Source organism: Streptomyces sp. Ru73 (assembly GCF_002920575.1).
Classification (GTDB): Bacteria; Actinomycetota; Actinomycetes; order Streptomycetales; family Streptomycetaceae; genus Streptomyces.
Window position 1 is genome coordinate 17,618 of sequence record NZ_PQSQ01000008.1, and the last position, 26,825, is coordinate 44,442.

The 26,825-nt window shown below is 72.9% G+C and carries 23 protein-coding genes; 18 read left to right on the forward strand and 5 right to left on the reverse strand.

What is annotated here, in order from left to right:
• Positions 1–139 precede the first annotated feature (139 nt).
• From hsaA to C3486_RS37910, 6 genes are all read left to right on the forward strand, one after another.
• Positions 140–1,324 carry a 3-hydroxy-9,10-secoandrosta-1,3,5(10)-triene-9,17-dione monooxygenase oxygenase subunit gene (hsaA, locus tag C3486_RS05605; protein ID WP_103831454.1) on the forward strand — a complete coding sequence of 395 codons (1,185 nt, stop codon included), beginning with the start codon at positions 140–142 and terminating at the stop codon, positions 1,322–1,324.
• Positions 1,324–2,205, forward strand: a complete 882-nt coding sequence (gene hsaD, locus C3486_RS05610) for a 4,5:9,10-diseco-3-hydroxy-5,9,17-trioxoandrosta-1(10),2-diene-4-oate hydrolase (RefSeq protein WP_258052615.1) — start codon at positions 1,324–1,326, stop codon at positions 2,203–2,205. Before hsaA ends, hsaD begins: the two co-directional genes overlap by 1 nt.
• Before the next feature lie 66 nt (positions 2,206–2,271).
• Positions 2,272–3,165 (forward strand): VOC family protein, encoded by an 894-nt coding sequence (locus tag C3486_RS05615; RefSeq protein WP_103831455.1) that lies wholly within the window; start codon positions 2,272–2,274, stop codon positions 3,163–3,165.
• Complete coding sequence (locus C3486_RS05620; protein ID WP_258052616.1) at positions 3,153–3,650, forward strand: flavin reductase family protein; 498 nt, start codon at positions 3,153–3,155, stop codon at positions 3,648–3,650. The genes C3486_RS05615 and C3486_RS05620 overlap by 13 nt, the downstream gene beginning before the upstream one ends.
• Positions 3,650–5,341, forward strand: coding sequence for an FAD-dependent oxidoreductase (locus C3486_RS05625; protein WP_103831456.1), 1,692 nt, complete (start codon positions 3,650–3,652; stop codon positions 5,339–5,341). The genes C3486_RS05620 and C3486_RS05625 overlap by 1 nt, the downstream gene beginning before the upstream one ends.
• Positions 5,342–5,507: 166 nt before the next feature.
• The gene (locus tag C3486_RS37910) at positions 5,508–5,633 is read left to right on the forward strand and encodes a hypothetical protein (RefSeq protein ID WP_258052617.1); all 126 of its coding nucleotides are present in this window, start codon (positions 5,508–5,510) and stop codon (positions 5,631–5,633) included.
• On the opposite strand, the gene C3486_RS05630 is transcribed toward C3486_RS37910, so the two are convergent.
• The 3 genes from C3486_RS05630 to C3486_RS05640 all read right to left on the reverse strand — a co-directional run bounded on the left by C3486_RS05630 (position 5,627) and on the right by C3486_RS05640 (position 8,320).
• Positions 5,627–6,385, reverse strand: a complete 759-nt coding sequence (locus C3486_RS05630) for a glucose 1-dehydrogenase (protein WP_103831457.1) — start codon at positions 6,383–6,385, stop codon at positions 5,627–5,629. The genes C3486_RS37910 and C3486_RS05630 overlap by 7 nt on opposite strands.
• Complete coding sequence (locus C3486_RS05635) at positions 6,385–7,518, reverse strand: LLM class flavin-dependent oxidoreductase (protein ID WP_103831458.1); 1,134 nt, start codon at positions 7,516–7,518, stop codon at positions 6,385–6,387. The genes C3486_RS05630 and C3486_RS05635 overlap by 1 nt, the downstream gene beginning before the upstream one ends.
• 151 nt (positions 7,519–7,669) lie before the next feature.
• Positions 7,670–8,320 carry a TetR/AcrR family transcriptional regulator gene (locus C3486_RS05640; protein ID WP_258052618.1) on the reverse strand — a complete coding sequence of 217 codons (651 nt, stop codon included), beginning with the start codon at positions 8,318–8,320 and terminating at the stop codon, positions 7,670–7,672.
• Positions 8,321–8,481: 161 nt separating this feature from the next.
• On the opposite strand from C3486_RS05640, the gene C3486_RS05645 reads away from it, so the two are divergent.
• The 5 genes from C3486_RS05645 to C3486_RS05665 all read left to right on the forward strand — a co-directional run bounded on the left by C3486_RS05645 (position 8,482) and on the right by C3486_RS05665 (position 15,678).
• Entirely contained in the window at positions 8,482–9,795 is a 1,314-nt protein-coding gene (locus C3486_RS05645) for a UDP-glucose/GDP-mannose dehydrogenase family protein (protein ID WP_103831459.1), read from the forward strand.
• Positions 9,796–9,851: 56 nt separating this feature from the next.
• A complete protein-coding gene (locus C3486_RS05650; RefSeq protein WP_103831460.1) occupies positions 9,852–11,099 on the forward strand; it encodes a glycosyltransferase in 1,248 nt (415 codons plus the stop codon).
• Positions 11,096–12,742 carry an MDR family MFS transporter gene (locus tag C3486_RS05655; protein ID WP_258052619.1) on the forward strand — a complete coding sequence of 549 codons (1,647 nt, stop codon included), beginning with the start codon at positions 11,096–11,098 and terminating at the stop codon, positions 12,740–12,742. Before C3486_RS05650 ends, C3486_RS05655 begins: the two co-directional genes overlap by 4 nt.
• 63 nt (positions 12,743–12,805) lie before the next feature.
• Complete coding sequence (locus tag C3486_RS05660; RefSeq protein ID WP_103831461.1) at positions 12,806–13,228, forward strand: thioesterase family protein; 423 nt, start codon at positions 12,806–12,808, stop codon at positions 13,226–13,228.
• A 119-nt stretch (positions 13,229–13,347) separates the two neighbouring features.
• Entirely contained in the window at positions 13,348–15,678 is a 2,331-nt protein-coding gene (locus tag C3486_RS05665; RefSeq protein ID WP_103831462.1) for a glycoside hydrolase family 3 N-terminal domain-containing protein, read from the forward strand.
• Positions 15,679–15,754: 76 nt separating this feature from the next.
• On the opposite strand, the gene C3486_RS05670 is transcribed toward C3486_RS05665, so the two are convergent.
• Positions 15,755–17,158, reverse strand: coding sequence for an RICIN domain-containing protein (locus C3486_RS05670; RefSeq protein ID WP_258052620.1), 1,404 nt, complete (start codon positions 17,156–17,158; stop codon positions 15,755–15,757).
• Between the two features lie 274 nt (positions 17,159–17,432).
• Between C3486_RS05670 and C3486_RS05675 the strand changes: the two genes are divergently transcribed.
• The 4 genes from C3486_RS05675 to C3486_RS37160 all read left to right on the forward strand — a co-directional run bounded on the left by C3486_RS05675 (position 17,433) and on the right by C3486_RS37160 (position 20,237).
• Positions 17,433–19,016 carry a phage tail sheath family protein gene (locus C3486_RS05675; RefSeq protein WP_103831464.1) on the forward strand — a complete coding sequence of 528 codons (1,584 nt, stop codon included), beginning with the start codon at positions 17,433–17,435 and terminating at the stop codon, positions 19,014–19,016.
• 107 nt (positions 19,017–19,123) lie between these two features.
• The gene (locus tag C3486_RS05680; protein ID WP_103831465.1) at positions 19,124–19,567 is read left to right on the forward strand and encodes a phage tail protein; all 444 of its coding nucleotides are present in this window, start codon (positions 19,124–19,126) and stop codon (positions 19,565–19,567) included.
• Positions 19,567–20,082 carry a hypothetical protein gene (locus C3486_RS05685; protein ID WP_103831466.1) on the forward strand — a complete coding sequence of 172 codons (516 nt, stop codon included), beginning with the start codon at positions 19,567–19,569 and terminating at the stop codon, positions 20,080–20,082. The genes C3486_RS05680 and C3486_RS05685 overlap by 1 nt, the downstream gene beginning before the upstream one ends.
• Positions 20,079–20,237 carry a DUF6760 family protein gene (locus C3486_RS37160; RefSeq protein WP_181138456.1) on the forward strand — a complete coding sequence of 53 codons (159 nt, stop codon included), beginning with the start codon at positions 20,079–20,081 and terminating at the stop codon, positions 20,235–20,237. The genes C3486_RS05685 and C3486_RS37160 overlap by 4 nt, the downstream gene beginning before the upstream one ends.
• Before the next feature lie 1,276 nt (positions 20,238–21,513).
• Here the strand turns inward: C3486_RS37160 and C3486_RS05690 are convergent.
• A complete protein-coding gene (locus C3486_RS05690) occupies positions 21,514–21,933 on the reverse strand; it encodes a hypothetical protein (RefSeq protein ID WP_146074966.1) in 420 nt (139 codons plus the stop codon).
• Positions 21,934–23,714: 1,781 nt separating this feature from the next.
• On the opposite strand from C3486_RS05690, the gene C3486_RS05700 reads away from it, so the two are divergent.
• Genes C3486_RS05700 through C3486_RS05710 form a run of 3 tightly spaced genes read left to right on the forward strand, consistent with a single transcriptional unit; the run spans position 23,715 to position 26,773 of the window.
• Entirely contained in the window at positions 23,715–24,152 is a 438-nt protein-coding gene (locus C3486_RS05700) for a phage tail protein (protein ID WP_103831469.1), read from the forward strand.
• Positions 24,153–24,878, forward strand: coding sequence for a LysM peptidoglycan-binding domain-containing protein (locus tag C3486_RS05705; RefSeq protein WP_103831470.1), 726 nt, complete (start codon positions 24,153–24,155; stop codon positions 24,876–24,878). It begins immediately after the preceding gene.
• On the forward strand, positions 24,878–26,773 hold the full coding sequence (locus tag C3486_RS05710; RefSeq protein WP_103831471.1) for a VgrG-related protein: 1,896 nt from the start codon (positions 24,878–24,880) through the stop codon (positions 26,771–26,773). Before C3486_RS05705 ends, C3486_RS05710 begins: the two co-directional genes overlap by 1 nt.
• Positions 26,774–26,825: the final 52 nt, after the last annotated feature.

Sequence of the window (26,825 nt, forward strand, 5' to 3'; positions counted from 1 at the left end):
TGCCGCGAGCCTGCCACGGTTCCCGCTGAGCGGGAACCCACTATTTCTAAAAGAAATAGTCAGCCGTAGATTCGCGGCACCTTCGCAGCTCCGTACCTCCGCACCACACGCCGACATTCACGACCCGAGAGGGGACGCCATGAGCGAAGACGCCATGAGCGCGCACGCGGTCCTCGCCGCCGTACGGGAACTCGCCCCCGCGCTCCGCGAGCGCGCCGCCGAGGCCGAGCGGCTCTGCCGGGTGCCAGACGCCTCGGTCAAGGAGATCGAGGAGACGGGCTTCTTCCGGCTGCTGCAGCCCCGCGCGTACGGCGGCCACGCGGCGGACCCGGTGGTCTTCTACGAGGCGGTCAAGGAGATCGCCAAGGCGTGCGGCTCCACCGGCTGGGCCGCCTCCGTGCTCGGCGTCCACCCCTGGCACGTGGGCCTGTACGACCCGCGTGCCCAGGAGGAGGTGTGGGGCGTCGACCGCACCACCCGTATCGCCTCCTCCTACGCGCCGACCGGCAAGGTCACCGTGGCCGACGGCGGCTTCCGGATCTCCGGCCGCTGGCACTTCTCCTCCGGCTGCGACCACGCCGACTGGGCACTGCTCGGCGGCCTGGTCCTCGGCGAGGACGGCGCGCCCGTCGACATGCGGACCTTCCTGGTGCCCCGCACCCAGTACACGATCGACCACGTCTGGGACACCGTGGGGCTGCGCGGCACCGGCAGCAACGACATCGTGATCGAGGACGCCTTCGTGCCCGAGCACCGGGCGCTCAGCTTCGGCCCGGTCAGCGCCCTGCGCACGCCCGGCCAGGAGCTGAACCCGGAGCCGCTGTACCGGCTGCCGTACGCGGCGGTCTTCACCACCACCATCTCCACCCCGCTCGTCGGCATCGCCGAGGGCGCGTACGAGGCGTACACGGCGGTCACCCGGGAACGCTTCCGGGTCTCCTACGGCCAGAAGGTCGCGGAGGACCCCTTCGCGCAGGTCCGCATCGCCCGCGCGGCCAGTGACATCGACGCCGCCTGGCTGCAGCTGCGGCGCAACATGTCCGAGCTGTACGCGTGCGTCGCGCGCGGCGCCGACCCCTCGGCCGGGCTGCGCGCCCGCGTCCGCCGCGACCAGGTGCTCGCCACCGAACGCGCGGTGGGCGCCGTGGACCTGCTGGTGGAGAACGCCGGCGGCGGTGCGATGCGGACCGGGCCCAGCCCCGTGCAGCGTGCCTGGCGCGATGTGCACACCGGCCGAGGGCACGCCGCCAACGACCCCGAGCGCGCGCTGGTCCTCTTCGGGCAGGCGGCGCTCGGCATCGACATCCAGGACACGATGCTCTGATGGGGGAGCAGATGACGGAGCTGACGTACGAGTCGACGTCGCGGCGGGCCAAGGCGGCGGGGACCGAGCTGCACTACCACGAGGCCGGGCCCGCCGGCCGCCCGGACGCACCGGTGGTGATCATGCTGCACGGCGGCGGGCCCGGCGCGTCCGGCTGGAGCAACTTCGGCGGCAACCTGCCCTTCTTCGCCCGCACCTTCCGCACCCTCCTGGTCGACCAGCCCTGCTTCGGCCGCTCCGCCAAGCCCGAGCCCGACCGGGACTACTTCAGTTACAGCGCCGGCACCATCGCCGCGCTGATGGACGAACTCGGCATCGAGCGGGCTCACTTCGTCGGCAACTCGCTCGGCGGCGGCACGTCCGTGCGGATGGCCCTGGACCACCCCGGCAAGGTCGGCAAGCTGCTGCTGATGGGCCCCGGCGGCATCTCCCTGAACCTCTTCGCGCCGGACCCCACCGAAGGCATCAAGCGGCTCTTCGCCTTCCAGACCTCGCCCGGACCGACCAAGGACCAGCTCCGCGACTTCCTCGGCGTCATGGCGTACGACCAGTCCCTGGTCACCGACGAGTTCGTCGAGGAACGGTGGGCCTCGGCCACCGACCCGGAGAACCGGCTGGGCGCCGCCCGGCTGGCCGCCGCCTTCGCCCGTCCCGAGTGGCGCGAGGACTGGATGCTGTGGCGCGAGGCCCACCGCATCACCCACCCCGTCCTGCTCACCTGGGGCCGCGAGGACCGGACCAACCCGCTCGACGGCGCGCTGGTGGCGCTGAAGACCATCGCCGACTGCCGGCTGCACGTCTTCCCGCACTGCGGCCACTGGGCCCAGGCCGAGCAGGCCGACGAGTTCAACCGGCTCGCCGCCGGCTTCTTCTCCCAGTGAACAGCAGTTTCTCCCACTGACTCCACTGACCCCACCGACCGCCCCACCGACAGAGAGGCGTACGCCATGGACATCCGCGCCCTGGGCTACCTGCGGGTGGAGACCACCCGGTTCGAGGAGTGGCGCACGTACGCGCTGGACCTCCTCGGCATGGTGGCGGCCACCGGCACCGACGAGGACACCCTGTACCTGAGGATGGACGACCGCGCCCACCGCATCGCCGTCGTCCGCTCCACCGCCGACCGGCTGCAGGCCGCCGGCTGGGAGGTGGCGGACGCCGCCGCGCTCGCCACGGCCGCACGGGAACTGGAGGCCGCGGGCGTCGCCGTCAAGCACGCCGACGACGCGCTGCTCGCCGAGCGCCGGGTACGCGGCCTGATCCAGTGCGCCGACCCCTGCGGCAACCCCCTGGAGATCTACTGGGGCCAGGCCCAGGACCACACCCCGCTCGGCACCCCCTACGGCAACCGCTTCGTCACCGGCGACCTCGGCCTCGGCCACGTCGTCCTCCCGGTGCCGGACACCGAGGCGGCCCTGGACTTCTACGAGGGCCTGCTCGGCTTCCAGCTGCGCGACTCGATGAGGCTGCCGCCCGCGGCCGTGCCCACCGCCGCCGAGCAGCGCGACCACCACTGGATGCACTTCCTGAGCCCCAACCGGCGCCACCACAGCCTCGGCCTGTACCCGGGCGCACTGCCGCCCGGCGTCGTGCACTTCATGGTCGAGCTGGCGACCCTGGACGACGTGGGCCGCGGCCTGGACCGCATGCAGGACGCCGGCATCGCCATCGCCTCCACCCTCGGCCGGCACACCAACGACCGCATGGTCTCCTTCTACGCCCAGGCGCCCGGCGGCTTCCAGGTCGAGTACGGCTGGGACGGCCTGGTCGTCGACCCCGCCACCTGGACCGCCAAGGAGATCACCGCCGACAGCTTCTGGGGCCACCGGTGGAACGGCTGAGCGGCGCCGCGGTGGACGCGGCCGGATTCCGCGACGTGCTCGGCCGGTTCGCCACCGGCATCACCGTCGTGGCGGGGCTCGACGGCGACGGCCGCCCGGCCGGCTTCGCCTGCCAGTCCTTCGCCTCGCTCTCCCTCGACCCGCCGCTGGTCATGCTGGCCGTCGGCAGGCAGTCCAGCAGCTGGCCGCGGATCGCCGGGACCGGCAGGTTCTGCGTCAACATCCTCGCCGCGCACCAGCAGGACGTCTGCGCCGCGCTCGGCCGCAGCGGCCCCGGCAAGTTCGACGGGGTGCTCTGGACCACCGGCGAGCACGGCACCGTACACCTGGACGGCGCGCTCGCCCACGTGGACTGCGCCGTGCAGGCCGTGTACGAGGAGGGCGACCACTACCTCGTCACCGCGCGCGTCCTGGCGCTGGACGCACGCGAGGACGGCCGCCCGCTCCTGTACTTCCGCAGCCGTTATGCCGTGGGGGCCTTCTGATGACGCGTCACACCACCGATTCCCGTGACCACACGTACGACGTGGTGGTGATCGGGTCCGGCGCCGCCGGGCTGGCCGCCGCCCTCACCGCCCGGCTGCGCGGCCTCACCGTGCTCGTGGCCGAGAAGACCGACAAGTACGGCGGGTCGACGGCGCTGTCCGGCGGCGCCGTCTGGGTGCCGGGCAACTTCCACCTGGACGCCGCCGGGCTCGGCGACACCCGGGAGAAGGCCCGCGCGTACCTGGACGCGACCGTCGGGGACCGGGTGCCCGCCGCGCGCAAGGAGGCGTACCTGGAGCACGGCCCGGCGATGGTGCGCGAGTTCCACGACCGCACCGCCGTCCGCTTCCGCCACACCCCCGGCTACAGCGACTACTACCCCGAACGGCTCGGCGCGGCGCCGCAGGGCCGCTCCATCGAACCGGAGGTCTTCGACCTGCGGCGGCTCACCCCGGACCAGCTCGCCACCATGCGCCGCGCCGGGCTGCCCACGTACGGCCTCACCATCACCTCCCACGACTTCCGGTACCTCAACATGGCGGCCCGCACCTGGGCGGGCCGGCGCACCTCGGTGAAGCTCGGCCTGCGGGCGCTGACGGACCTCGCCACGGGCCGGAAACCGGTCGCGCTGGGGGAGGCGCTGATCGCCCGGATGCGCCACTCCCTCGACCGGCTCGGCGGCGACCTGTGGCTCTCCGCGCCGCTCACCTCGCTCGTGACCGAGGACGGCCGGGTGACGGGCGTACGCATCGCCCGCGGCGGCGCAGAGGTCACCGTACGGGCCTCCGGCGGCGTCGTCCTCGCCTCCGGGGGCTTCTCGCACAGCCGGCGGCTCCGCGAGAAATACCTCCCGGCGCCGACGTCCGCGGAGTGGTCGGCGGCGGCCGAGGGGCAGACCGGGGACGGGCTGGAGGCGGCCGTGGCGGCGGGCGCAGCGGTCGACCTGATGGACAAGGTGTGGGGCGCGCCGTCCGTGGTGGTGCCGGGCGCGAAGCCGTTCTTCCTGGTGGCGGACCGCGGCATCCCCGGCATGGTGATCGTCGACGGCAGCGGCGCGCGGTACGCCAACGAGGCGGCGCCGTACCACGAGTTCGTGGACGCGATGTACGCCCACCACCGGCCGGGCGCCGCCACCGTCCCGTCCTGGCTGATCCTCGACGCCACCGCCAAGGCCCGGTACGTCTTCATGGGCCTGCTGCCGGGACAGCCGTTCCCCAGGAAGTGGCGCGACGCCGGGCTGGTGACGAAGGCCGGCTCGGTCGAGGAGCTGGCCCGGCGGACCGGGCTGCCCGCTGAGGGGCTGCGCGCCACGATCGACCGCTTCAACGGGTTCGCGCGCGACGGCCACGACGCGGACTTCCGGCGCGGCGAGAGCGTCTACGACCGCTATTACGGCGACCCCACGCTCCGCAACCCCAATCTCGCGCCGCTCACCAGGCCGCCGTTCTACGCGGTCCCCGTGCATCCCGGTGACATCGGCACCAAGGGCGGCCCGGTCACCGACGCCTCGGCCCGGGTGCTCCGCGAGGACGGCTCGCCCATCGAGGGCCTGTACGCGTCCGGCAACGTCTCCGCCGCGGTGATGGGCGAGACCTACCCGGGACCCGGCGCGACCATCGGGCCCGCGATGACGTTCAGCTGGATCGCGGTCAACGACATCGCGTCCCGGCTCGGCCCCGAGCGGGACTGAGACCCGCACGCGGTACAAGGCCCGCCGGCGACCGGCGGGCCTTCTGCCGTACGCACCCCTGTCGGGCCGCGGGCACATAGAGTTGCGGCATGAGCGACGTCGCCGACCCCGCGCGGGAACTCCGCAGGGCGAGCCGGACGCGCACGCGCAGTGGTTCCGCGCGCAGTTGAACCCCATCGAGCACCTCGACGCCTGCGCGTACGGCCCGGCCCTCACCTTCGAGTGCGCCGCGGCACCGGCCGACGACTGCCTCGCCTGGTTCCCGGCGGAGTCACCCGCCGCCGCTCACTGAGCGGTGAGCCCGCCGTCGATGGCGAACTCGGCGCCGGTGACGTACGCCGAGGCGTCCGACACCAGGTACAGCACCAGTTCGGCCACCTCAGCGGGGCGGCCCATCCGGCGCAGCGGTACGTTCGGCCACTCCCGCTCCCCGGCGTCCGCGCCGAGTGCGCCCGCGACCATCGGGGTGTCCACCATGCCGGGGTGCACCGAGTTGACGCGGATGCGGTGCCGGGCCAGGTCGAGCGCCGCGGACTTGGTGAGCCCGCGCAGCCCGAACTTGGCCGCGCCGTACGACGCGTGGCCCTGGATGCCGACGAGCCCGGCCGTTGAGGAGATGTTCACGACCGATCCGCCGTCGCCCGTCGCGCGCATCGCGGGCACCACCGCCTGGATGCCGAGGAAGGGGCCGACCAGGTTGACCTGGAGCAGCCGCTGGAGGTTGGCCTCGCTCTCCGCCTCGATGGGCGCGGTGCGCCACAGCGCCGCGTTGTTGACCAGCGCGTCGATCCGGCCGAACGCGGCGAGCGCGGCCTCGGTCACCCGCCGCCAGCCGGCCGCCTCGGTCACGTCGTGCGGAACGAACACCGCCTGCTCCCCGAGGCCCGCTGCGACCTCCCGGCCCGCCTCCTCCTGCACGTCGGTGAGAACGACGCGCGCCCCGTGCGCCGCGAACAGCTCGGCCTCCGCGGCGCCTTGGCCGCGGCCGGCCCCGGTCACCACGACGACCTTCCCGGCCAGCCGTCCCGCCGCCTCGGCCGCCATCAGGCGGTCCGCTCCTCGAGCGCCCGGAAGTGCGGGATGACCTTCTCGCCCCACTGCCGGATGGTCTCCATGCACACGTCCTGCGGCACCGTGCCCATCTGGACCAGGCACATCACCTCGTCGACGCCGATCCTGCGCAGCCGCTCGACGTAGTCGACGGCGGTCTCGGCGGTGCCGTAGGCGTGCTCGGCGTTGTAGGTGCCGGTGTCGGCGGGCCGGGCCGGGATGTCGGCCTCGTGCAGCTTGGCGACCAGCTCGTCCCGGCGGCGCGCCATCGCGGCCGCGTGGTCCTCGTCCTCCTCGTACGTGACGGTGGGCTTCGGGCCGTTGCCGTACCAGTGGGCGATGGACTCGGCGAAGAAGCGCTGGCCGCGGGTGCCGATCCGGTAGGCCGCCGCCGCGTCGTCCAGCACGATCGTCGGGCACAGGGCCGAGAAGTGGTTGTTGACCTCGGTGGAGACGAAGCGGTCCGTGCCGCGTACGGCGATGGCCTCGTCGTACACCTTGCGCATCTCGCGGATGTCGTCGGCGCCGGCGAAGCCCAGCACCAGCGCGCCGATGCCGAGTTCGGCGGCGAGCTTGAGGGTGTCGTGCTTGCTGCACGCCATGAACAGCGGGGGGTGCGGGGTCTGCACGGGGCGGGGGAGGACGGCGCCGGGGCCGATGTCCAGCGACCCGTGCCACTCGAACTCCGGCTCGCGCCAGGCGCTGCTGACGATCCGCAGCGCCTCCTCCATCTGCGGATAGGTGTCCTCGGGGCGCACACCGTACATGGACATCTCCTGCCGGGTGGCGCCGCGTCCTGCGCCGATGTCCACGCGCCCGCCGGAGAGGACGTCGAGCATGGCGGCGCGCTCGGCCACCCGCACCGGGTGCTGGTAGCCGAAGGGCATGGTCACCACGCCGTGGCCGATGCGGATGCGGGACGTCTTCGCCGCGACCCAGGAGAGGAAGACCTCGGACGCGCTCATGTGCGCGTACTGCGTCAGTGAGTGGTGCTCGACCGCCCAGATCCGGTCGAAGCCCATCTCCTCGGCGTACACGGCCTGTTCGACGCAGTCGTGGATGACCTGGCGCTCGTGCTCGGGAGACGGATCGGCCAGCTGGGCCTCGAAGATCATCGAGAACTTCACGACGGGCTCCTCCTCATCGAGTATTCCTATTAGAAATACTCCTATCAGAACTATGAACGGGAGGGAAGGCGGTGTGCGGAGCCCGAAAACGCCGACGGGCCACGGCCGTTGGAGCGGCCGTGGCCCGTCGGGGCGAGGGAGGGGGGCGGGCTCAGAGCCCGCAGGGACAGTCGCAGGAGCACGTGCAGGAGCGCTGTTCCGGCTGCACGAGGCGGGCGATGCCGGCGCGGAGGTGGGTGTACAGCGCGGTGTCGGAGGCGGCGTCCAGCGCGGGGGTGCGGAAGGCGTTGCGCATCAGGCTCGTGCCGAGGAGCCAGGCGGCGAGCAGCTCGGCGCGGAGCGCGGCGTCCGGCCCCTCCAGGCGCTCGGCGAAGTCGCGGGAGAACACCTCGGCGACCTTGTCGCGGAAGTGCCGGAGGGCCTCCTCGCGGCTGGAGGAGCGCAGCACGGACAGCACCGGGTGCGGTATCTCCTCGTCCGGCGGCCCGCTGGTGATGAAGTCGCAGACCCAGGCGGCGACCTCGTCGAGCGGCACCTCCAGCAGCGGATCGAAGATCGCGGGATCCGTGGCGACCGACGCGAACAGGGCTTCCTTGGAGCCGAAATAGCGGTACACCAGCGCGGCGTCCACCCCGGCGTCCCCGGCGATGTCCCGGATGCTCGCGCCGTCGTAGCCGTACTTGCCGAAGCGCAGGGCCGCCGCGGCCATCAGGGCGCTCCGCGTGCCGGCCGCGCTGCGCGTACGGCCCTCCGCGGGCCGCCCGCCGGTCTCTTCCGCCGCCTTGGCTGTCGATCCGTCCACGTGTTCGTACCTCTTCGGCTCGTTCGTTCAGCAGCACATGGTCCTGGATCCGGACCGTGTCCGGAAGTCATCGTTCGTTGTCATCAATCGTTGACCGCCGACAGTGTGCGTGACATAGGGTCGAATCCGCCGCCGACGATCATGCGAAAAGGTGATTATCCGTGAGTGAGAGACGCGTCGCCGTCATCGGTACCGGTTACGTGGGGCTGACCACCGGCGCCTGCCTGGCCTCGCTCGGACACCGGGTGGTGTGCGCGGACGCCGACCCGGGCAAGGTCGAGCGGCTGCGGCGGGCCGAGGTGGACATCCTGGAACCGGGACTGCCGGAACTGGTCGAAGAGGGGCTGGAATCGGACCGTCTCGCCTTCGTCGGGGACACCCCGGCCGCGGTGCGCGACGCCGACGTGGTCTTCCTCTGCCTGCCCACGCCGATGGGCGCGGGCGGCGCCGCCGACCTGGCGGCCGTCGAGGCCGTCGCCGGGGAGATCCGTGCCGCCCTGCCGCACGGCGCGGTCGTCGTCAACAAGTCGACCGTGCCGGTCGGCACCGCCGAGCGGGTCGCCGCGCTGATCGGCCGCCCGGACGTGGCCGTCGTCAGCAACCCGGAGTTCCTCCGCGAGGGCCGCGCCGTGCACGACTTCCTGCACCCCGACCGCATCGTGGTCGGCGGCACGGAGGCCGGGGCCGCGCGGCGGGTGGCGGAGCTGTACACCGACCTGGCCGCGCCCCTGGTGGTCACCGACGCCGCCAGCGCCGAACTCGCCAAGTACGCGGCCAACTTCTTCCTCGCCATGAAGCTGTCCTTCGCCAACAACCTGGCGACCCTCTGCGAGCGCTTCGGCGCCGACATCGGCGACGTCACCGCGGGCATCGGCCACGACCCGCGCATCGGCGCCGCCTTCCTCCAGCCGGGCCCTGGCTGGGGCGGCTCCTGCCTGCCCAAGGACACCCACGCACTGCTGTCCGTCTGCGAGGCGGCCGGCATCGACTTCCCGCTGCTGCGCGCCACCATCGAGACCAACGTCGCGCACCAGCACCGCCTCGTGGAGCGTGTCGCCGCACAGTGCGCGCGGGGCGACGGCTCGCTCGACGGGGTACGGCTCGCGCTCTACGGCCTGGCGTTCAAGGCCGGCACCTCCGACCTGCGGGACTCGCCCGCGCTGGCCATCGCCCGGCAGCTGCGGGAGCGCGGCGCCGAGCTGTACGCCTACGACCCCGCGCTGTGCGAGACCCGGCCCGACCTCAGCGATCTGCTCACCCTGACCGACGACCCGCTGAAGGCGGCCGACGGGGCCGCCGCCTGCCTCGTGCTCACCGAATGGCCGGAGTTCCTGGAACTCGACTGGGCGGCGGTGGCCGAGCGGCTCGACGGCCGGATCGTCCACGACTTCCGCAACGTCCTCGACCAGGGCCGGCTGGAGCGCGCCGGACTCGTCCGGCAGAGCATCGGCAGCCCGTACACGATGGCCGGCTGACCGCAGCGCGCGTCCGGCCCCGACCCCCCACCCCAGACGACCGGAAAGGCTCTCTCATGCGAGTCCTGTGCACCACCATCGGCAGTCCTTCGCACGGACGCGCCCAGCTGCCCCTGCTGCGGGCCCTCGCCGCGGCCGGCCACCAGGTACGCGTGGCGACCACCGAGGAGGTCGCGCCGCTCTTCGGCGCCGACGCGCTCGACGTGATGACCTGCATGCCGTCCTTCACACCGCAGATGTTCATGGACCCGGAGCTGGCCGCCGGCGGCGACGAGCCCGCCCCGGGTGCCGCGGAGTCCGGCCCTGAGCAGCAGGAGGCCGCCATGATGCGCTTCATGGTCCGGCTGCTCTCCGGTCCGATGGCGAGGAAGCTGCGGGAGGTCATGCTGCCCGTGGCGCGCGACTTCCGGCCGCACGTCATCCTGCGCGACGGCATGGACCTCGGCTCCGTCCTCATCGCCGAGGAGCTGGGCATTCCCCAGCTCCCCACCCCCTCCGGATCGAGCAACGTCCTGGACCCGGCGCAGGTTCACGCCGGCCTGAACGCCCTGCGTGCCGAGGTGGGCCTGCCCGCGCAGGAGGACCCGCTGTCGGTGGTCGCGCACGGCCGCGTCGACTACGTACCGGCGTCCTTCTCCTTCGCGCGGCACCTGCCGGCCCCGCTGGCGTACCGGCAGACGGTCCAGGTGGACCGCGACTCCACACTGCCCCGCTGGGTCGCCGAACTGCCCACCGACCGGCCGCTGGTGTGGGCCGCCATCGGCACGGCGCTGCCGCTGATCCAGAAGCGGAAGGAGCAGGGCGAGGAGCAGCCCCCGGAGATGCCGTTCGAGTTCCCCGACCCGGTCAAGACGCTGCAGAGCATCATCGAGGCGGCGGCGAAGCTGGACGAGTGCACGGTCGTCGTCGCGACCTCCGGCGTACCGGTGGACACCGCCGGGCTGCCGCCGCACGTGCACCTCACCGAACGGCTGCCGCAGCCCGTACTGCTGGAGGCCGTCGACCTGTTCCTCACCCACGGCGGCTTCAACAGCATCCGCGAGGCGCTGCGCACCGGCACCCCGCTCGCGGTGCTGCCGCAGTTCGGCGACCAGCCGCCCAACGCCCGGCGCGTCGAGGAGCTGGGGCTCGGCCGGGAGATCACCGACCGCACCCCGGACGGCATCGCCGCGGTCTGCCGCGAGGTGCTGGCCGACTCCCGCATCGCCGCCACCGCCAGCCGCGCCCGGCTGGAGATGCTGACCCTGCCGGAGATCGAGCACGCGGTGGCCGACCTGGAGAGGCTCGTCGGAGACCCCGCGTGACCTCCTCCGACGCGCTGCGGAAGCAGGAGCCGCAGCCCGCGGGCGTACCGGCCGGCCAGGCCGGCACGCCCGCGCGGCTGTCGCACCGCGAGGTCGTCATCGTCATGTCGGGCCTGATGCTCGGCATGTTCCTCGGCGCGCTGGACCAGACCGTGGTCTCCTCCGCGCTGCGGACCATCGCCGACGACCTGCACGGGCTGACCGCCCAGGCCTGGGTGACCACCGCGTACCTCGTCACCGGCACGATCGCGACCCCGCTGTACGGCAAGCTGTCCGACATCCACGGCCGCCGGCCGGTCTACCTCGTCGCGATCGTGCTCTTCGCCGGCGGCTCGCTGCTGTGCGGCTGCGCCGCGTCCATCCACCAGCTCGCCGCGTTCCGCGCTGTTCAAGGGCTGGGCGGCGGCGGGCTGATGTCGCTCGCCATGACCGTGATCGCGGACATCACCTCACCGCGCGAACGGGGCCGCTACCAGGGCTGGTTCATGGCCGTCTTCGCCGGATCCAGCATCGTCGGGCCGGTCGTCGGCGGCCTCTTCGCGGGCGCCGGCAGCCTGCTCGGCATCACCGGCTGGCGCTGGATCTTCCTGGTCAACGTGCCGCTGGCCGCCGTGGCACTCGCCGTCATCACCCGCGTGCTGCGCCGCGTACCGCACCGGCCCGTGCGGCACCGGCTGGACTACGGCGGCGCCCTCGCGCTCGCCCTCGGCGTCGTCCCGCTCCTCGTCGTCGCCGAACAGGGCCGCGGCTGGGGCTGGACCTCGCCGCGGGCCCTCGCCCTGTACGTGACCGGCGCGGCCGGGCTCGCCGCCTTCATGGTGATCGAACGGCGGATGGGCGAGGCGGCGCTCCTGCCGCTCCGGCTCTTCCACGTCCGCACCTTCCGGCTCGGTGTGCTGCTGCACTTCGTCGTCGGCATCGGCATGTTCGGCGCGATGACGACGCTGCCGCTCTACCTCCAGCTGGCGCAGGGGATGAGCCCGATGGCGGCGGGCCTGGCCATGCTGCCCACCACGCTGGCCAACGTCGCGGTCACCCTCACGGTCGGCCGGCTGATCTCCCGTACCGGGCGCCTGAAGGTGCACCTGGTCACCGGCGTCGGCTGCTTCACCGCCGCCATGCTCGTCTATGCCACGCTCCGGGCCGGCAGCCCGCTCTGGTACGTCGCGATCGGCATGCTCTTCATGGGCGCGGGGCTGGGCGCGGCGATGCAGACCATGACGACGCTGGCACAGTCGGAGGTGCCGCGCACGGACATGGGCGCGGCCACCGCCTCGGTGAACTTCTTCCGCTCCAACGGTGGCACGGTCGGCGCCGCAGCGTTCCTGTCGATCCTCTTCTCCCTGGCCGGCTCGCGCATCGGCGAACGGCTCGACGCGGCGTTCCGCCGGCCCGAGCTGCGCCGACTGGCCGAAGAGCCCGACAACGCACAGGCACTGAGCGGCGTACTGCGTCCGCACGGCGGCCTGAACCTGGAGGACTCCGCCTTCCTGCACACCCTGGACCCGCGCCTGGCGCAGCCCTTCCTGGAGGGCTATGTCGCCGCCATGCGCACGGTCTTCCTGACCGGCGCCGCCGTGACCCTGCTGGCCTTCGTCATCGCGGCGTTCCGCGTGCCGAACCTGAAGTTGTCGGACGAGTAGGGAGGGCCGTGTAGCCTCACCTGTCCCCGGCGGCCCTGCCGGGGACAGAGGATGGGGGAGACGATGGCACTGCCGTTCGCCGTGGAGATCACCGTTCGCGGCTACGAGACCGACGCACAGGGGCACCTGAACTCCAGTGTGTACATGCAGTACGCCGAGCACGCCCGCTGGTCCCTGCTGCAGGCGGCCGGCATCCGCCAGTCGGACCTGCTGGACCAGGGCGTCGGGCCGGTGAACCTGGAGACCACCGTGCGGTTCAGGCGCGAGCTGCGCGCCGGTGACGAGGTGTCGGTGACCTGCCGGTTCGAGTGGGGCGAGGGGAAGACCTACCGGATCGAGCAGGAGGTGCTGCGGGCCGACGGCGAGGTCGCGGCCGAGGTGGTCAGCGTGTGCGGGATCATCGACCTCACCGCCCGGCGGCTGCTGAGCGACCCGGCGCAGTTCTTCCGCTCGACCGCGAAGGACCTGACGCTGTTCAACCTCTGACACGACGCGGCCGCTTCTGTCGCAACCCTTGACCCGCCCGGCATCAGATTTTAACGTCCATTCACCTTCTGAATTCGGGGCAGGCAATGCGGCCTGCCCATTGCCGAAGAGGTGAAGTCATGCAGGGGATGCGACGACGCACGCTGCTGAGCGCCGCCGGTGGTACGGCCGTTGCCGGCGGACTGCTCGGGGCGGGGAGCGCGCAGGCCGCCGCGCCGGCCGTGCGGGGCACGGCCACGGACGCGGGGCAGGGCGCGGCGGCGGACGGCCCCCGGGCCGCAGGGCCGTACGACCGGAAGATCAGGGAACTGCTCGGCAGGATGACGATCGACGAGAAGTTCGGCCAGCTCCAGCAGCTGCCCTGGACCTGGGACACCGGCCCCGGCGGCGGCGAGACCAAGGCGGTCGAGGACGCCGCGCGCAAGGGCATGCTCGGCTCCGTCTTCAGCATCTTCGGCGCGAAGACCACCAACGCCCTGCAGAAGATCGCCGTCGAGGAGTCCCGGCTCGGCATCCCGCTCGTCTTCGGGCTGGACGTCATCCATGGCATGTGGACCAACTTCCCCATCCCGCTCGCCCAGGCGGCCAGCTTCGACCCGGCGGTCTCGGCGGCCGACGCCGAGGTCTCCGCCAAGGAAGCCCGGTCCAACGGCGTGCACTGGACCTTCGCGCCCATGATGGACGTCACCCACGAGCCCCGCTGGGGCCGCATCGCCGAGGGCAACGGCGAGGACCCGTACCTCACCTCGCAGTTCGCCGCCGCCAAGGTGCGCGGCTACCAGGGCAAGGACGCGAAGGGCCTCAAGGACAAGGACCGGCTGGCCGCCTGCGCCAAGCACTTCGTCGCGTACGGCGGCGCCGAGGGCGGCCGCGACTACAACACGGTCGACGTCTCCGAGTCCCGGCTGCGCAACCTCTACCTGCCGCCCTTCAAGGCCGCGCTGGACGCCGGCGCCGCCACCGTGATGGCCTCCTTCAACACCATCAGCGGCGTCCCCGCGCACGGCAACCCCCACACCCTCACCGAGATCCTCAAGCGCGAGTGGGGCTTCGACGGGCTGGTGGTCAGCGACTTCACCGGCGTACAGGAACTCATCGCGCACGGCTTCGCCGAGGACGGCGCCGACGCGGCACGGCTCTCGCTCAACGCGGGCGTCGACATGGAGATGACCAGCACCCACTTCGTCGACAACGGCAAGAAGCTGCTGCGCGCCGGGAAGATCGAGGAAAGCCGGCTGGACGACGCGGTGTACCGGGTGCTGCAGCTGAAGTTCCAGCTCGGCCTCTTCGACCACCCGTACGTCGACGAGGACGGCGCCGTCGACAAGCCCACCGCCGAGGCACGCAAGGCGGCCCGCACGGCCGGAGCCCGCTCGATGGTGCTGCTCAAGAACGAGAAGTCGGTGCTGCCGCTCTCCGCCACCGCCTCCTCGATCGCGGTCGTCGGCCCCTTCGCCGACTCCGGCGACCTGCTCGGCACCTGGGTGATCCCCGCCTCCCAGGAGAAGTTCCCCGCGGTCAAGGTGCTCGACGCGGTGAAGAAGGCCGCGCCGAAGGCGAAGGTCACGTACGCCAAGGGCGTGGACGCGGCGGGCGAGGACACCTCCGGCATCCCTGCCGCGGTGTCCGCGGCGAAGGCCGCAGACGTGACGGTGGTGGTCGTGGGCGAACCCCCCTCGATCAGCGGCGAGGCGGCGGCACGCAGCGACATCTCGCTGCCGGGCGCTCAGGAGAAGCTGGTCGAGGCGGTCGCGGCCACCGGCAAGCCGTTCGTCGTCGTCCTCGTCAACGGCCGTCCGCTGACCCTCGGCGGCTGGCTTGCGCAGGCCCCCGCCGTCCTGGTGGCCTGGCACCCGGGCACCGAGGCCGGCAACGCCCTCGCGGACGTCCTCTTCGGCACCGTCAACCCCGGCGGGAAGCTGCCGGTCTCCTTCCCCCGCACGGTCGGCCAGATCCCGATCCACTACAACCACGAGTCCACGGGCCGCCCGTACGACCCGGACAACAAGTACACGTCCAAGTACCTGGACCTGCCCAACGGGCCGCAGTTCCCCTTCGGCCACGGCCTCAGCTACACCGAGTTCACCCTCGGCGGGCCGAAGCTCAGCCGGTCGAGCGTCCCGGCGCAGGCGCTGCGCAAGGGCGACACCCTGGAGGTCTCGGTCTCCGTGCGGAACACCGGCAAGCGGGCCGGCGACGAGGTCGTGCAGCTGTACGTGCACGACAAGGCGGCCTCGATCACCCAGCCGGTGCGCAAGCTGCGGGGCTTCCGCCGGGTGACGCTGGAGCCGGGCGGCAGCACCACCGTGCGGTTCCGCCTCGGCGCCGAGGACCTGGGCTTCTGGACCAATGACACCCGCGGCCGCTTCGTGCTGGAAGAGGGCACCTTCGACCTCTACGTCGGCACCAGCTCGGCCGCCGACGACAAGGTCACCCTGACGGTGACCTGACCGGCCCCGCTCCGGAACGCGCTCGCCCCCGGCCGACGGGCCAGGGGCGAGCGCAGTCAGTGGACCTCGCTGCCGCCTAGTGGGGCGTGAAGAGCCACTGGTGGTTGTTCTGGTCCTCCGCCTGGCAGTGCCAGACGCTCAGGTTGCGGTCCTCGTTGTCCTTGTCCTGCGAGTCCAGGCACATGTTGCCGCTGGCGAAGTTGTGGATCCACCAGCGGTTCTCCGTCCGCTTCTCCACCCACCACAGCTGGTTGTCGTCCTTCGAGCCGTCGCACGCCCACTCGTCCACCCGTGCCGCGGCCGGGGCACCGCCCTTGCCGGGCAGGTCCATGCAGAGGTTGTCCTTGACGTTGCGGATGGTGAAGAGCGCCGCGCCGTTCGGCCCGCCGTGGTCGAACTTCTTGTCCAGGGTCCACAGCTGGTTGTCGTCCGGGCTGTTGTTGCAGTCCGACTGGTGCACCGGGCCGCCGTTCTTGGCCTCGAACGTGGGGAGGTCGGCGCAGGTCCCGTTCGTGAAGTTCTTGATGAGGATCTTCGTGCGGTTCACCGGCATGCCGTCATCGGGCTGGCCGCCGCCGCCCCCGCCGTTGCCGGCCGGCTTGTCGTCGGCCGGCTTCTCCGGCTGCTGCGGCTGCTGCTCCTGCGGCTGCTGCGTCGGTGCCTGCTGCGTCGGCTCGGGCGCCTGCGGCTTCGGGAGCGCGGAGGGGGCGTTCTCCTGCGGCTTCTCCTGGGCGACGCTGGTGACGTTCGGCTGGTAGGCGAACCACAGGATGACGCCCGTGATGGTGAGCGCGAGCAGCAGGCCCAGCAGCGTCATCATCCAGTACGGGAAGACGCTGCGCTGCACGTAGTTGCCGTCCACGGCCAGCGGCTCGCTGCCCGAGCGCCGCACCGCCAGGCTGAACGGCCGCTGCTGCTTGTGCCCGGCCCAGGTGATCTGCCGCGGCTTGAGCACGGCGTCCACGAACGCGGCACGGCCCGGATCGATCTGGACGTTGGCGGGCCGGATCTCGTAGGAGAGTTCGTCGCTGCGGTCGGCGCCCGTGATCGACGCGGTGAGCTTGGTGTTGCCGAGGTTGTCCACGGCCAGCTTCGGGCGGCCGCGGAAGCGGCCCTTGACGGTGTGCGGGACCAGTTCGGCCCGTATCTCGGTGAACGGCGTGACGGTGACGTTGCCCTCGACGACGGTGGTCGCCTCGGGGTGCTCGGTCGGCACCACCTGCACGCCGAACGGGGTCGGCCCGGCGGCGGCGTCGGGGGTGCGCGGCGGTGCGAACGTCAGCTCCACCGTCCCCGTCGTCCCCGGGTACAGCCGTACGGTTGCCGGTTCCACGGTCGTGTACGGGGCGACGTCACCGACCGGCACGAACCGGTACTCGTCGACGACGTCTCCGGTGTTGCGGAGTCTCAGCCGTACGGACGCGGTGCTGCCGGGATCCACGGTGGCGGACGAGGGTTCGAGGGAGGTCCAGATGCTCACGCACGCGACGCTACGGCAGGGCCCGCCGCAGGTCAGGAGGTGTTGGGGCAGGGGTGGTGCCCGATCGCGCGCAGTGCGCTGCCCCCTTGGCCCCGGAATCCCGCGTACCGGTGCGCCCGGAAGCGGCCCGAGGGCACACACCGGCACGGACAAGGCTGCCCGCTCGGGCACGCGCGATGCCCCGAAGTAGGTACCGGAGGACGTTTCCCCTGCTCCCTCCGTCCCGGAGGGTGAATTCCGGATCGTGTGTCCAGTACCCCGAGGAGAGCAGAGCATGTCGTCGTACCTGTCGCCGGGCGTCTATGTCGAGGAGGTGGCCGGCGGCTCGCGCCCGATCGAGGGGGTGGGCACATCCGTCGCAGCCTTCGTCGGACTCGCGCCGAGCGGACCGCTGAACCAGCCGACGTTGGTGACCAACTGGACCCAGTACGTTGCCGAGTTCGGTGAGTTCACCGACGGGTACTACCTCGCGCACTCCGTCTACGGCTTCTTCAACAACGGTGGCTCCGCCGCCTACGTCGTACGCGTCGGCGGCGCCCCCGGCGGCGAGAACGGCCAGGCGCCCGCCGTCGAGCAGGCCGCCGCCCCCGCGGCGCTGCCGCCCGGCGAGCCGCAGCAGCTCGGCACCTTCAAGGTCGCGGCCCTGGCGCCCGGCGGCGGCGAGGGGCTCAGCGTCGAGGTGACGGACGCCGAGGGCGAGGGCCCCGCCGAGCGCTTCCGGCTGGTCGTCAAGGACGGCGGCAAGCCCGCCGAGACCTTCGACGTCACCGCGAAGAAGGGCGGCCGCAACTACGTCGTCACCCAGGTCAAGGACCGCTCCAAGCTGATCACCGTGCAGGAGGCCGCGCCCGCCGCGCAGCTGGCCCGCCCGGAGAACCAGACCGTGGCGCTGCCCGCGCCGGCCCCCGCGCCCGCGGCGCCGGCGCCCGCCGCCGCGCCCACCGGCCATCCCGGCCCCGCCGAGTACCTCGGTGACTCCGCCGACCGCACCGGTTTCGGCGGCCTGGAGGCGGTCGACGAGATCTCCATGGTGGCCGTGCCCGACCTGATGGCCGCCTACCAGCGCGGCGCGATCGACCTGGAGGCCGTCAAGGCCGTCCAGCTCGGCCTGATCGCGCACTGCGAGCTGATGGGCGACCGGGTCGCCGTCATCGACCCGCCGCCCGGCCTCAACGCCCGCGACATCCGCGTCTGGCGCCAGGAGACCGCCGGCTACGACTCCAAGTACGCGGCGCTCTACTACCCCTGGATCAAGGTCTTCGACCCGGCCACCGGCGAGTCCAGGACGGTCCCGCCGAGCGGCCACATCGCCGGCATCTGGGCCCGCAACGACTCCGAGCGCGGCGTGCACAAGGCGCCCGCCAACGAGGTCGTCCGCGGCGCCGTGGACCTGGAGATGCAGATCACCCGCGGCGAGCAGGACCTGCTCAACCCGATCGGCGTCAACTGCATCCGTGCCTTCCCCGGCCGCGGCATCCGCGTCTGGGGCGCCCGCACCATGTCCTCGGACCCGGCCTGGCGCTACCTGAACATCCGCCGGTACTTCAACTACCTGGAGGAGTCGATCCTGATCGGCACCCAGTGGGTGGTGTTCGAGCCCAACGACCAGAACCTCTGGGCCCGTATCCGGCGCAACGTCTCCGCCTTCCTCGTCACCGAGTGGCGCGAGGGGGCCCTCTTCGGCTCCCGCCCGGAGGAGGCGTTCTACGTCAAGTGTGACGCCGAGACCAACCCGCAGGAGTCCGTCGACCTCGGCCGGGTCATCTGCGAGATCGGCATCGCGCCCGTCAAGCCGGCGGAATTCGTGATCTTCCGCCTGGCGCAGTTCTCCAGCGGCAGCGGCGAACTGGAGGAGTAGCCGGCCGCGAGGGGCGGTGCGCGCACCGCCCCTCCCTCCTCCGCCCCGCCGCGCACCGCGCGGCACCTCCCGTCGGTCAGTAATCAGCAAAGGACACCCGACAGTTCATGAGTCTCCAGCCAGGTGACGCGCTCACCTCACACAATTTCGGCCTCCAGATCGACGGTGTGATGGTCGAGTACCTCCAGGAGGTCAACGGCCTGTCCATCGAGCAGGACGTCATCGAGTACCAGCAGGTCTCCGCGCAGGGCAAGCCCGTCACCAAGAAGCTGCCCGGCGTGAAGAAGGCGGGTACCTGCACGGTCGTCCGCGGCATGACCCAGTCGGCGGCGTTCAACCAGTGGATCACCGAGTCGGTGGCGGGCCAGATGAGCACGGCCCGCAAGAACGCCACCATCATGGTGATGGACTACCAGAACAACCCGGTCAAGCGGTACAACATGCGCAACGCCTGGTGCAGCAAGGTCGACACCAGCACCGTGAAGGCCGGCGAGGCGTCCGCGCTCACCGAGACCGTGACGATCACGTTCGAAGAACTGGTCATCGAGTAATGCGCCGTACCGCTCCCAGGCCGCCGGCCGGCGTGCCGGCGGCTTCCGGACCCGAGGCCGGGCCGGAGGCCGCGGCGGAGGCGGCCGGGGCCGCGGTCGCCGCTCCGGCGGCCCCGGCCGCCCCCGTCGAGACCCCGCAGCCCACCCTGAGCACCGAGTTCGCCTTCGAGCTGCCCCGCGGCTACGTCGACGAGTCGGGCACCGTGCACCGGCACGGGGTCATGCGCCTGGCGACCGCCAAGGACGAACTCGTACCGCTCCGGGACCTGCGGGTGCAGGAGAACCCCGCGTACCTCTCGGTGGTGCTGCTCGGCCGGGTCATCACCCGGCTGGGGACGCTGCCGCTGGTGCACGACGGGGTGGTGGAGAACATGTTCGCCTCCGACCTCGCCTTCCTGCAGGACTTCTACCGGCAGATCAACGCCGAGGGCCACACGCGGGCCGGGGTGTCCTGCCCGCACTGCGAGCAGTCGTTCGAGGTCGAACTCGGCGGGAGCCGCCTGGGGGAATCGTGACGTACGCGACCGACCGCATGCATGAGGAGATCGCGTACATCGCTTACCACTTCCACTGGAGTCAGGCGGAGATCCTGGACCTCGAACACCGGGACCGCCGGCGGTACGTCGAGCAGATCGCCACGCTGGTGACGCGCGCGGAGGCCGAACGCTGATGGGAATGCTCGACCGGTTCCGGCGGAGCCGGGAGGACGCGGCGGCGGCACGGGGTGCCGCCGCCGGGGGGACGACGGACGCTGGCGAGGTGTCGTCCGCGGGTGAGGTGTCACTTGCGGGCGATGACGCGGCTGCCGCGGGTGCGGCTTCCGCTGCGGCTTCTGCTGCCGGTGCGGCAGCTACTGGCGGTGGGACCGCTGCCGGCGGTGCGGCTGCCGGGCCCACGGGGCCTGTCGGCCTGCCGCCGATCCAGCGTGCGCTGGGGCGGCCGGGCGGCAGTACGGTCTCGGCGCCGGACTTCGCCGGCTCGCTGGCGTCCTGGCAGAACCCGGCCTTCATGGGCACGCTCTCGCACGCCGTCCTGGACAGCGCGCCGACCGGCCTGGTCCGGGACGCGCTGACCCCGGCGGTGACGCCCGTGCCCGGCCTGGGCAACCCTGCCTTGTCCCTTCCGGTCGCCCGCCCGGAGCCGGAGGGGGAGCAGGCGGTGCCGGGGAGCGGCTGGGCACCTGTGTTCACGTCCTCGCCGTCCTCGCCGGTCTCTCCTGCTCCCGCCTCGGCCCCGTCTCCGTCGAGCGGCGCGGCGCCGTCGGTCCAGCGTGCGCGGGGGCCGCGAGTGGTACCGGTGAGCCCGGCGCGGCCGGAGGCTCCGACGGGGAGCAGTACTGCGCCTTCAACTGGCGCACTGGGAGCGGCCGTTCGGAGTACTGCGTCTCCGGCGTCGCTGACCAGGGCGGCGCTGCCCGGCCCTGTGCAGCGGCGGACCCTGCCGTCCGCCCAGCCGTCCGTCCAGCCGACTGCTCAGCCGTCCGCCCAGCCGTCCGTGAAGTCGGCTGAGCGGCCTGCTCGGAGCGAGTCCGCCATGGAGTCGGTACACGCCGCTGAGCCGTCTCCGGCTGCCGTGCCGGAGACGGGATCCCGTCCCGGGTCGTCCGCGAGCGCTGCTGAGCAGCGTCCGCTGGTGTCGGAGAGCGCGGCGGGCCGGGCGTCGGCGGCGCCCGGGGAGGCTCCCGTCCAGCGGTCGGCGTCCGCCGCCGAACCGCTGCGTACGCCGGCCGGCTCGCCCGCGCAGTCGAAGCAGCCGCAGCCGCAGCCGCAGCCGCAGCCGCAGCCCCAGTCGCAGTCGAAGCCGTCGGCGTCGGGGAGCGGGCCTGTCGCTCGGCCGGCGCGTGCGGCCGGAGCGCGGCAGGAACCGGCCCCCGGCCGTGCTACGGCCCAGCGGTCGGTGCCGGTCGGCGAGCGGGTACGGAAGCAGGCGGGGGAGAGCGGCCCGGTTCAGCGGTCCGCGTCGCCCCAGACGTCGGCGTCCCGGTCGGCTTCCCAGCAGCGGGAGGCCACGCCTGCGCCCGCGTCGGCCTCCACGGGGGAGCGGCCTTCGGCGTCGGGGAACGCGGCGTCCGGTACGCCGGCGGCCGGCACGCCGCGCACTGCCGAGACGCCGCGTGCTGCCGGTACGTCCGGGCGGCCGAGCCGGGGTGTCGGGCTCGGGAGCCCCGTCGCGAAGAAGCGCGACGCGGCTCCGGGGGCGGTCGCGTCGTCGGCCCCGCCCGGTGCGGCCGGCGATCCCAGCGCGCCGTCATCCGCGAGCGCGCGTCCGGCGGTCACCCCGCCGTCCGCGCCCACGCGCCGTCCGGGGCTCGGCGCCCCGGTGGCCGCGACCGGCCCGGCGGCCACGTCGCCCGGTGGCCAGGGCAACACCGGCAACCGAGCGGCTGTCCAGCGGGCGGCCGCACCCGCACGAGAGGCAGCCACACCGGCACGACCGGCATCCGCACCGGCGCGCCCGGAGTCCGCATCGGCCCGCCCGGAGTCCGCATCGGCACGGCCGGCGCGACCGGCTTCCGCGGCCCCCTCTGCCGCGCCCATGACTGGCTCCGCGGCTGAGGCGGGTGCCGACGACGGGTCGTCCGCCCAGGCGCCGACGCCGGGGCTGGGCGCGCCGCTGGAGCGGCCCGTGCAGCGGCGGCAGGCCGATGCCCCGCTGCTGGGCGCGGCGCCTGCGGTACCGCTGTCCGCTGCCCGGCCGTCCCCGCGATCGGGCCCGGCACCGGCCGCCCCGGCAGTACCGACTGCCCCGTCGGCCGCACCGGCTGCCCCGAACCCGCCGGTCGCGCTGCGCCGTATCCCCGCCGAAGGCACTGGTGAGGGGCGGCCGAGCGAGCAGGGGAGTACGCCGAGGAAGGTCGTGAGGGCCGTCGGCGGTACGGGCAGCGGCGCGCCGGTCCAGCGCGCCGCGCAACCGACCCGCTCGGCCCCGCCAGCGGCCTCCGGCGCGCCCGCTGCGGTCTCACCCGGTACGGCTCCGGGCACGGTCCCTGGTACGGCTCCCGTGCGGCTCCAGCGTCTGACGGCACCCGAGTCCGTGACGGCAGCTCCGCAGGACGTCACGGCTCGTCAGCCGGTGTCGGCAGCCCAGCCCGTGATGGGGCGTCAGCCGGTTTCGGGAACCCATCCCGTGACCGGGCGCCAGGCTGTGACGGCCCCGCAGTCGCCGACGCCTGCGCACACCTCCCCTGCCGTTCAACTCGCCCCCCAGGCGCAGGCGTCCCCGAACCCGCAGGCGTCTCCGCTCCCGCAGCCGCCGTCCACGGGGTCCGCACCGGCCACCGGGTTCGCCCCGGGCACGCAACCGGCCCCGCACGCGCAGTCGGTGCCCCACGCGCAGCCGTCACCGCAGTCGGCGCCCCACGCGGCCAACGCCCGGGTCGCCGTCCCGTTGGGTGTTCCGCTGTCGGGTCCCAAGCCCATGCCGCCCATGCAGCAGCCGGTGCAGCGGGCCTCCGCGACGCCGCCGGTGACGCCGTCGGCCACCCCGCGGCCGACGTCGCCGGCCGGTCAGCCTCAGCCGCGTACGCCCGGTGCGGCGCCGTCCGGTGCCGTGCCCTCCGGGGCCGTCCCCGTACAGCCCGCCGTAGCCCCCGTGCGTACCGCCGCGCCCGCCACGCCGTCCCGGCCCGCCATGCCGATGTCCGGTCCCCGGCCGGCACCGCAGCCGTCGTCGGCACCGCAGCCGACCCCCGCACCTCAGCCACCGGCCACGTCGCAATCGACCCCCGCACCGCAAGCGTCCTCGGCCCCGCCCACCCCCATCGTCCAGCGAGCCGGCAAGACCACCCGGCAGTCGGCCGCCGGGACGTCGCGCGGCGGGCACAGTACGTCGCGCCGGGTGGCCGGTGCGGCGCGGCGGGACGAGGGTGCGTCGGCGTCGGGCGGCGGGGGCGGGTTCGACGCACGGGAGCTGACGGACGGGCAGGTCGATGAGTTGACGCACCGGCTCATCGGGCCGCTCACCCGGCTCCTGAGGCACGAGCTCCGGCTCGACCGGGAGCGGATCGGGAGGGTGCGCGACCCCCGCCGCTGACCACCGCCACCCGCCGCCCGTCCTTCGTCCCCGCCGCCCGCCGTCGACCGTCCGCCCCGCCGTCCGACACACCCACCGCAGAACCCGATGAGCAGCACCAGGAAGGCCCAGCCCGATGCCCCAGGACCAGGACCCCGGTTCCACGATCTTCTTCAACCTGTCCATCGACGGTGAGAGCCTGGGCGACTTCAACGGGTGCGAGGGCCTTTCGTCGCAGGTGGAGATCGAGCAGCGGCAGGAGGGCGGCAACAACGGGTTCGTCTGGCAGCTGCCCTCGCGCGTGAGCTTCTCGCACATCACGCTGACCCGGCCGCTCACGCCGGACACCGCGAAGGTGGCCGCCTGGGTCTCCTCCGTCACCAACGGCGTGGTGCGCCCCACCGCGCAGATCGCCGCGCTGCGCGCGGACGGCTCGGTCGTCGCGCGCTGGGGCCTGCTCGACGTGCTGCCCGTCAGCTGGCAGGGGCCGTCCCTGGACCCGGCCAGCCCGGCCGTCGCCACCGAGCGGCTGGAGATCGCCCACCACGGGTTCACGGACGCGGGGGCGGCGTAAATGGCGGGCAAGGGACGGGGCGGCGCCGGAAAGAGCCTGGTGCGGGCGACGCTCGCCATCCACCAGCCGCCCCTCGGCTACAGCACCAAGCCCGGCGGACTGATCACCACCTTCTCCTTCGACTTCAACCCGGCGCAGCTCGCGCTCAGCCGCCGCGCCGAGTGGAAGACCACACCCACCGCCGCGGTGCGCGACGGCGCGCTCCCGGAGTTCATGGGTGCCGCGCCGCGCGAGATGACGGTGGAGGTGTTCCTCGACCGGTCCGGCGAGCCGGACAGCAACGACGTGCGCAAGAACGTCGAGGCGCTGTTCTCCTGCTGCGAGGTGACGGCGGCGAGCATCGCGGCGAAGCAGCCGTCGACGCCGTGGGTGGTGTTCGAGTGGGGGTCGTTCTCCACGGCCCGGTTCACCGCGTACGTGAGCGCGGTGGAGGCCTCGTACACCCTCTTCGGCACGACGGGCGTGCCGATCCGCGCCACCTGCCAGGTGCACCTGCACGAGATCCCCAGCCGGACCGCGGGCCAGAACCCCACGTCCGGCGCGCTCACCGCGCGCCGTGTGCACCGCGTGGTGGCGGGCGACTCGCTGCAGTACCTGGCCTTCCGCGAGTACGGGGACGCCACCGCCTGGCGCACCATCGCCGAGGCCAACGACATCGACAATCCCGCACAGCTGCGGCCGGGGACCGAACTGGTGCTCCCGGCCGCCGAAGAGGTCGGTTCCTGATGACCCAGATCGGTTACTCCAACGTCTTCCACGTCAAGGTGGGCGGTGCGCCGCTGCGGCCGCAGCACGCCCGGCTGCTCGTCGCGGGCTGGGTCGACTTCGGTGCCGGGGTGCCCGGCGCCTTCCAGCTGACCTTCCGCGACCCGAAGCGGAAGCTGCTCGGCGAGGCAGGCGTGAAGATCGGCACCGAGGTCGAGCTGGCGCCGGTCGCCGACGGACAGGGCGCGCAGTCCGTGCTGCTCACCGGCGAGGTGACGGGCCTGGAGACGGACTACGACGGGACCGGCACCTTCACCGTCGTACGCGGCTACGACCTCGGCCACCGGATGCTGCGGCAGCGCCGGGTGGCCGGCTACCGCTCCATGACCGCCTCCGACATCGTCCGGAAGCTGGCGGGCCAGGACCGGGTGCCGGTCGGCCGGATCGACGGCACCACCGCCAAGTACGAGTTCCTCACCCAGGCCAACGTCACCGACTGGGACTTCGCGTGCCGGCTGGCCGACGAGAGCGAGCGGGTGCTGTCGCTCAGTTCCAAGGGGAAGCTGCAGTTCGTCAAGGCCGACCCGGCGTCCGGCGCGCCCCCGGTGAGCACGCCGAGCGAGAAGAGCCCGTTCGTCCTGGAGGCGGGCGTGGACATCCTGCGCTGCCGGGCCGCGGTGACCTCGGCGGACCAGGTGAGTTCGGTGGAGGCCCGGGGCTGGGACGTGACGACCAAGCGGGACCTGGTCGGCCGGGCCACCGCCGCGACCACGCCCGGTGTGTCGATCGGGACCACCCCGGGCCGGGCCGCGACGGCGTTCGGCGCGGCCACCCTCGTGGAGACCGACACGCCGCTCGACACCCAGGCACAGGTCAGGTACGCGGCACAGTCGCTCGCCGACGACGTGACCGGGGCCTTCGCCGAGCTGGAGGTGACCGTGCGCGGCAACCCGAAGCTGCGGCCCGGCGTGCCGGTCGCGCTCGCCGACGTGGGGGAGCCCTTCGAGGGCAAGTACACGGTGACCGCGGCCCGCCACTCCTTCGGCGACGGCCGGCACTACGAGACGCTGCTGACCGTCAGCGGCCGCCAGTGGCGGTCCCTGTACGGCCTCGCCTCGGGCGGCGCGAGCGTGCAGCCCCGGCTGCCGAGCGTCGCCAACGCCCTGGTCACGGACGTCAAGGACCCGCTCAAGCAGGGCCGCGTCAAGCTCCGCTTCCCGTGGCTGGACGACAAGTACACCAGCGACTGGACGCGCACCGTGCAGTTCGGCGGCGTCAAGGGCGGGGGAGTGATCACCCCGGACGTGGGCGACGAGGTGCTGGTCGCGTTCGACCGGGGGACGCTGGACCACCCGTACGTCATCGGCGGGCTCTACAACGGCCGGGACAAGCCGGACCCGGTGGACGTGCCGCTGTACGACGGCACGAAGGGCACCATCACCCGGCGTACCGTCGCCGACCGCAGCGGCAACCGCATCGACCTCCTCGACCAGCGCACCGGCGGCAAGCGCGGCGTACGGCTGAGCACCGGGGACAACAAGCTGACGGTCAACCTGGACCGTACGAACACCGAGATCACCGTCGACAGCTCCGGCAGCGTCACCATCAAGGGCAGCCGGTCGGTGTCCGTGGAGGCGGGCACCGACCTGGACCTCAGCGCCCGCCGCAACCTGACCATCAAGAGCGGCGGCATGCTCAACATCGAGGGCCGGGGGCTGGTCAACCTCAAGTCCCTCGGCGGTGCGGTCAACGTGGACGCGGTGGGCGCGCTGAGCCTGAAGGCGCTGGGCGCCGCGACGGTCAGCGCCGGCGGCACCATCCAGGTCAACTCCGTCGCCAACGTCGGCATCCGGGCCGCCACGCTCATGCTCCAGGGCGTCGTGCTGGTCAACAACAAGCCGTACCCGATCCCGTGACGGCCGGGCGGATCGCCGGGAACGGCACGGAAGAGAGAAGGCAGGTGGCCCA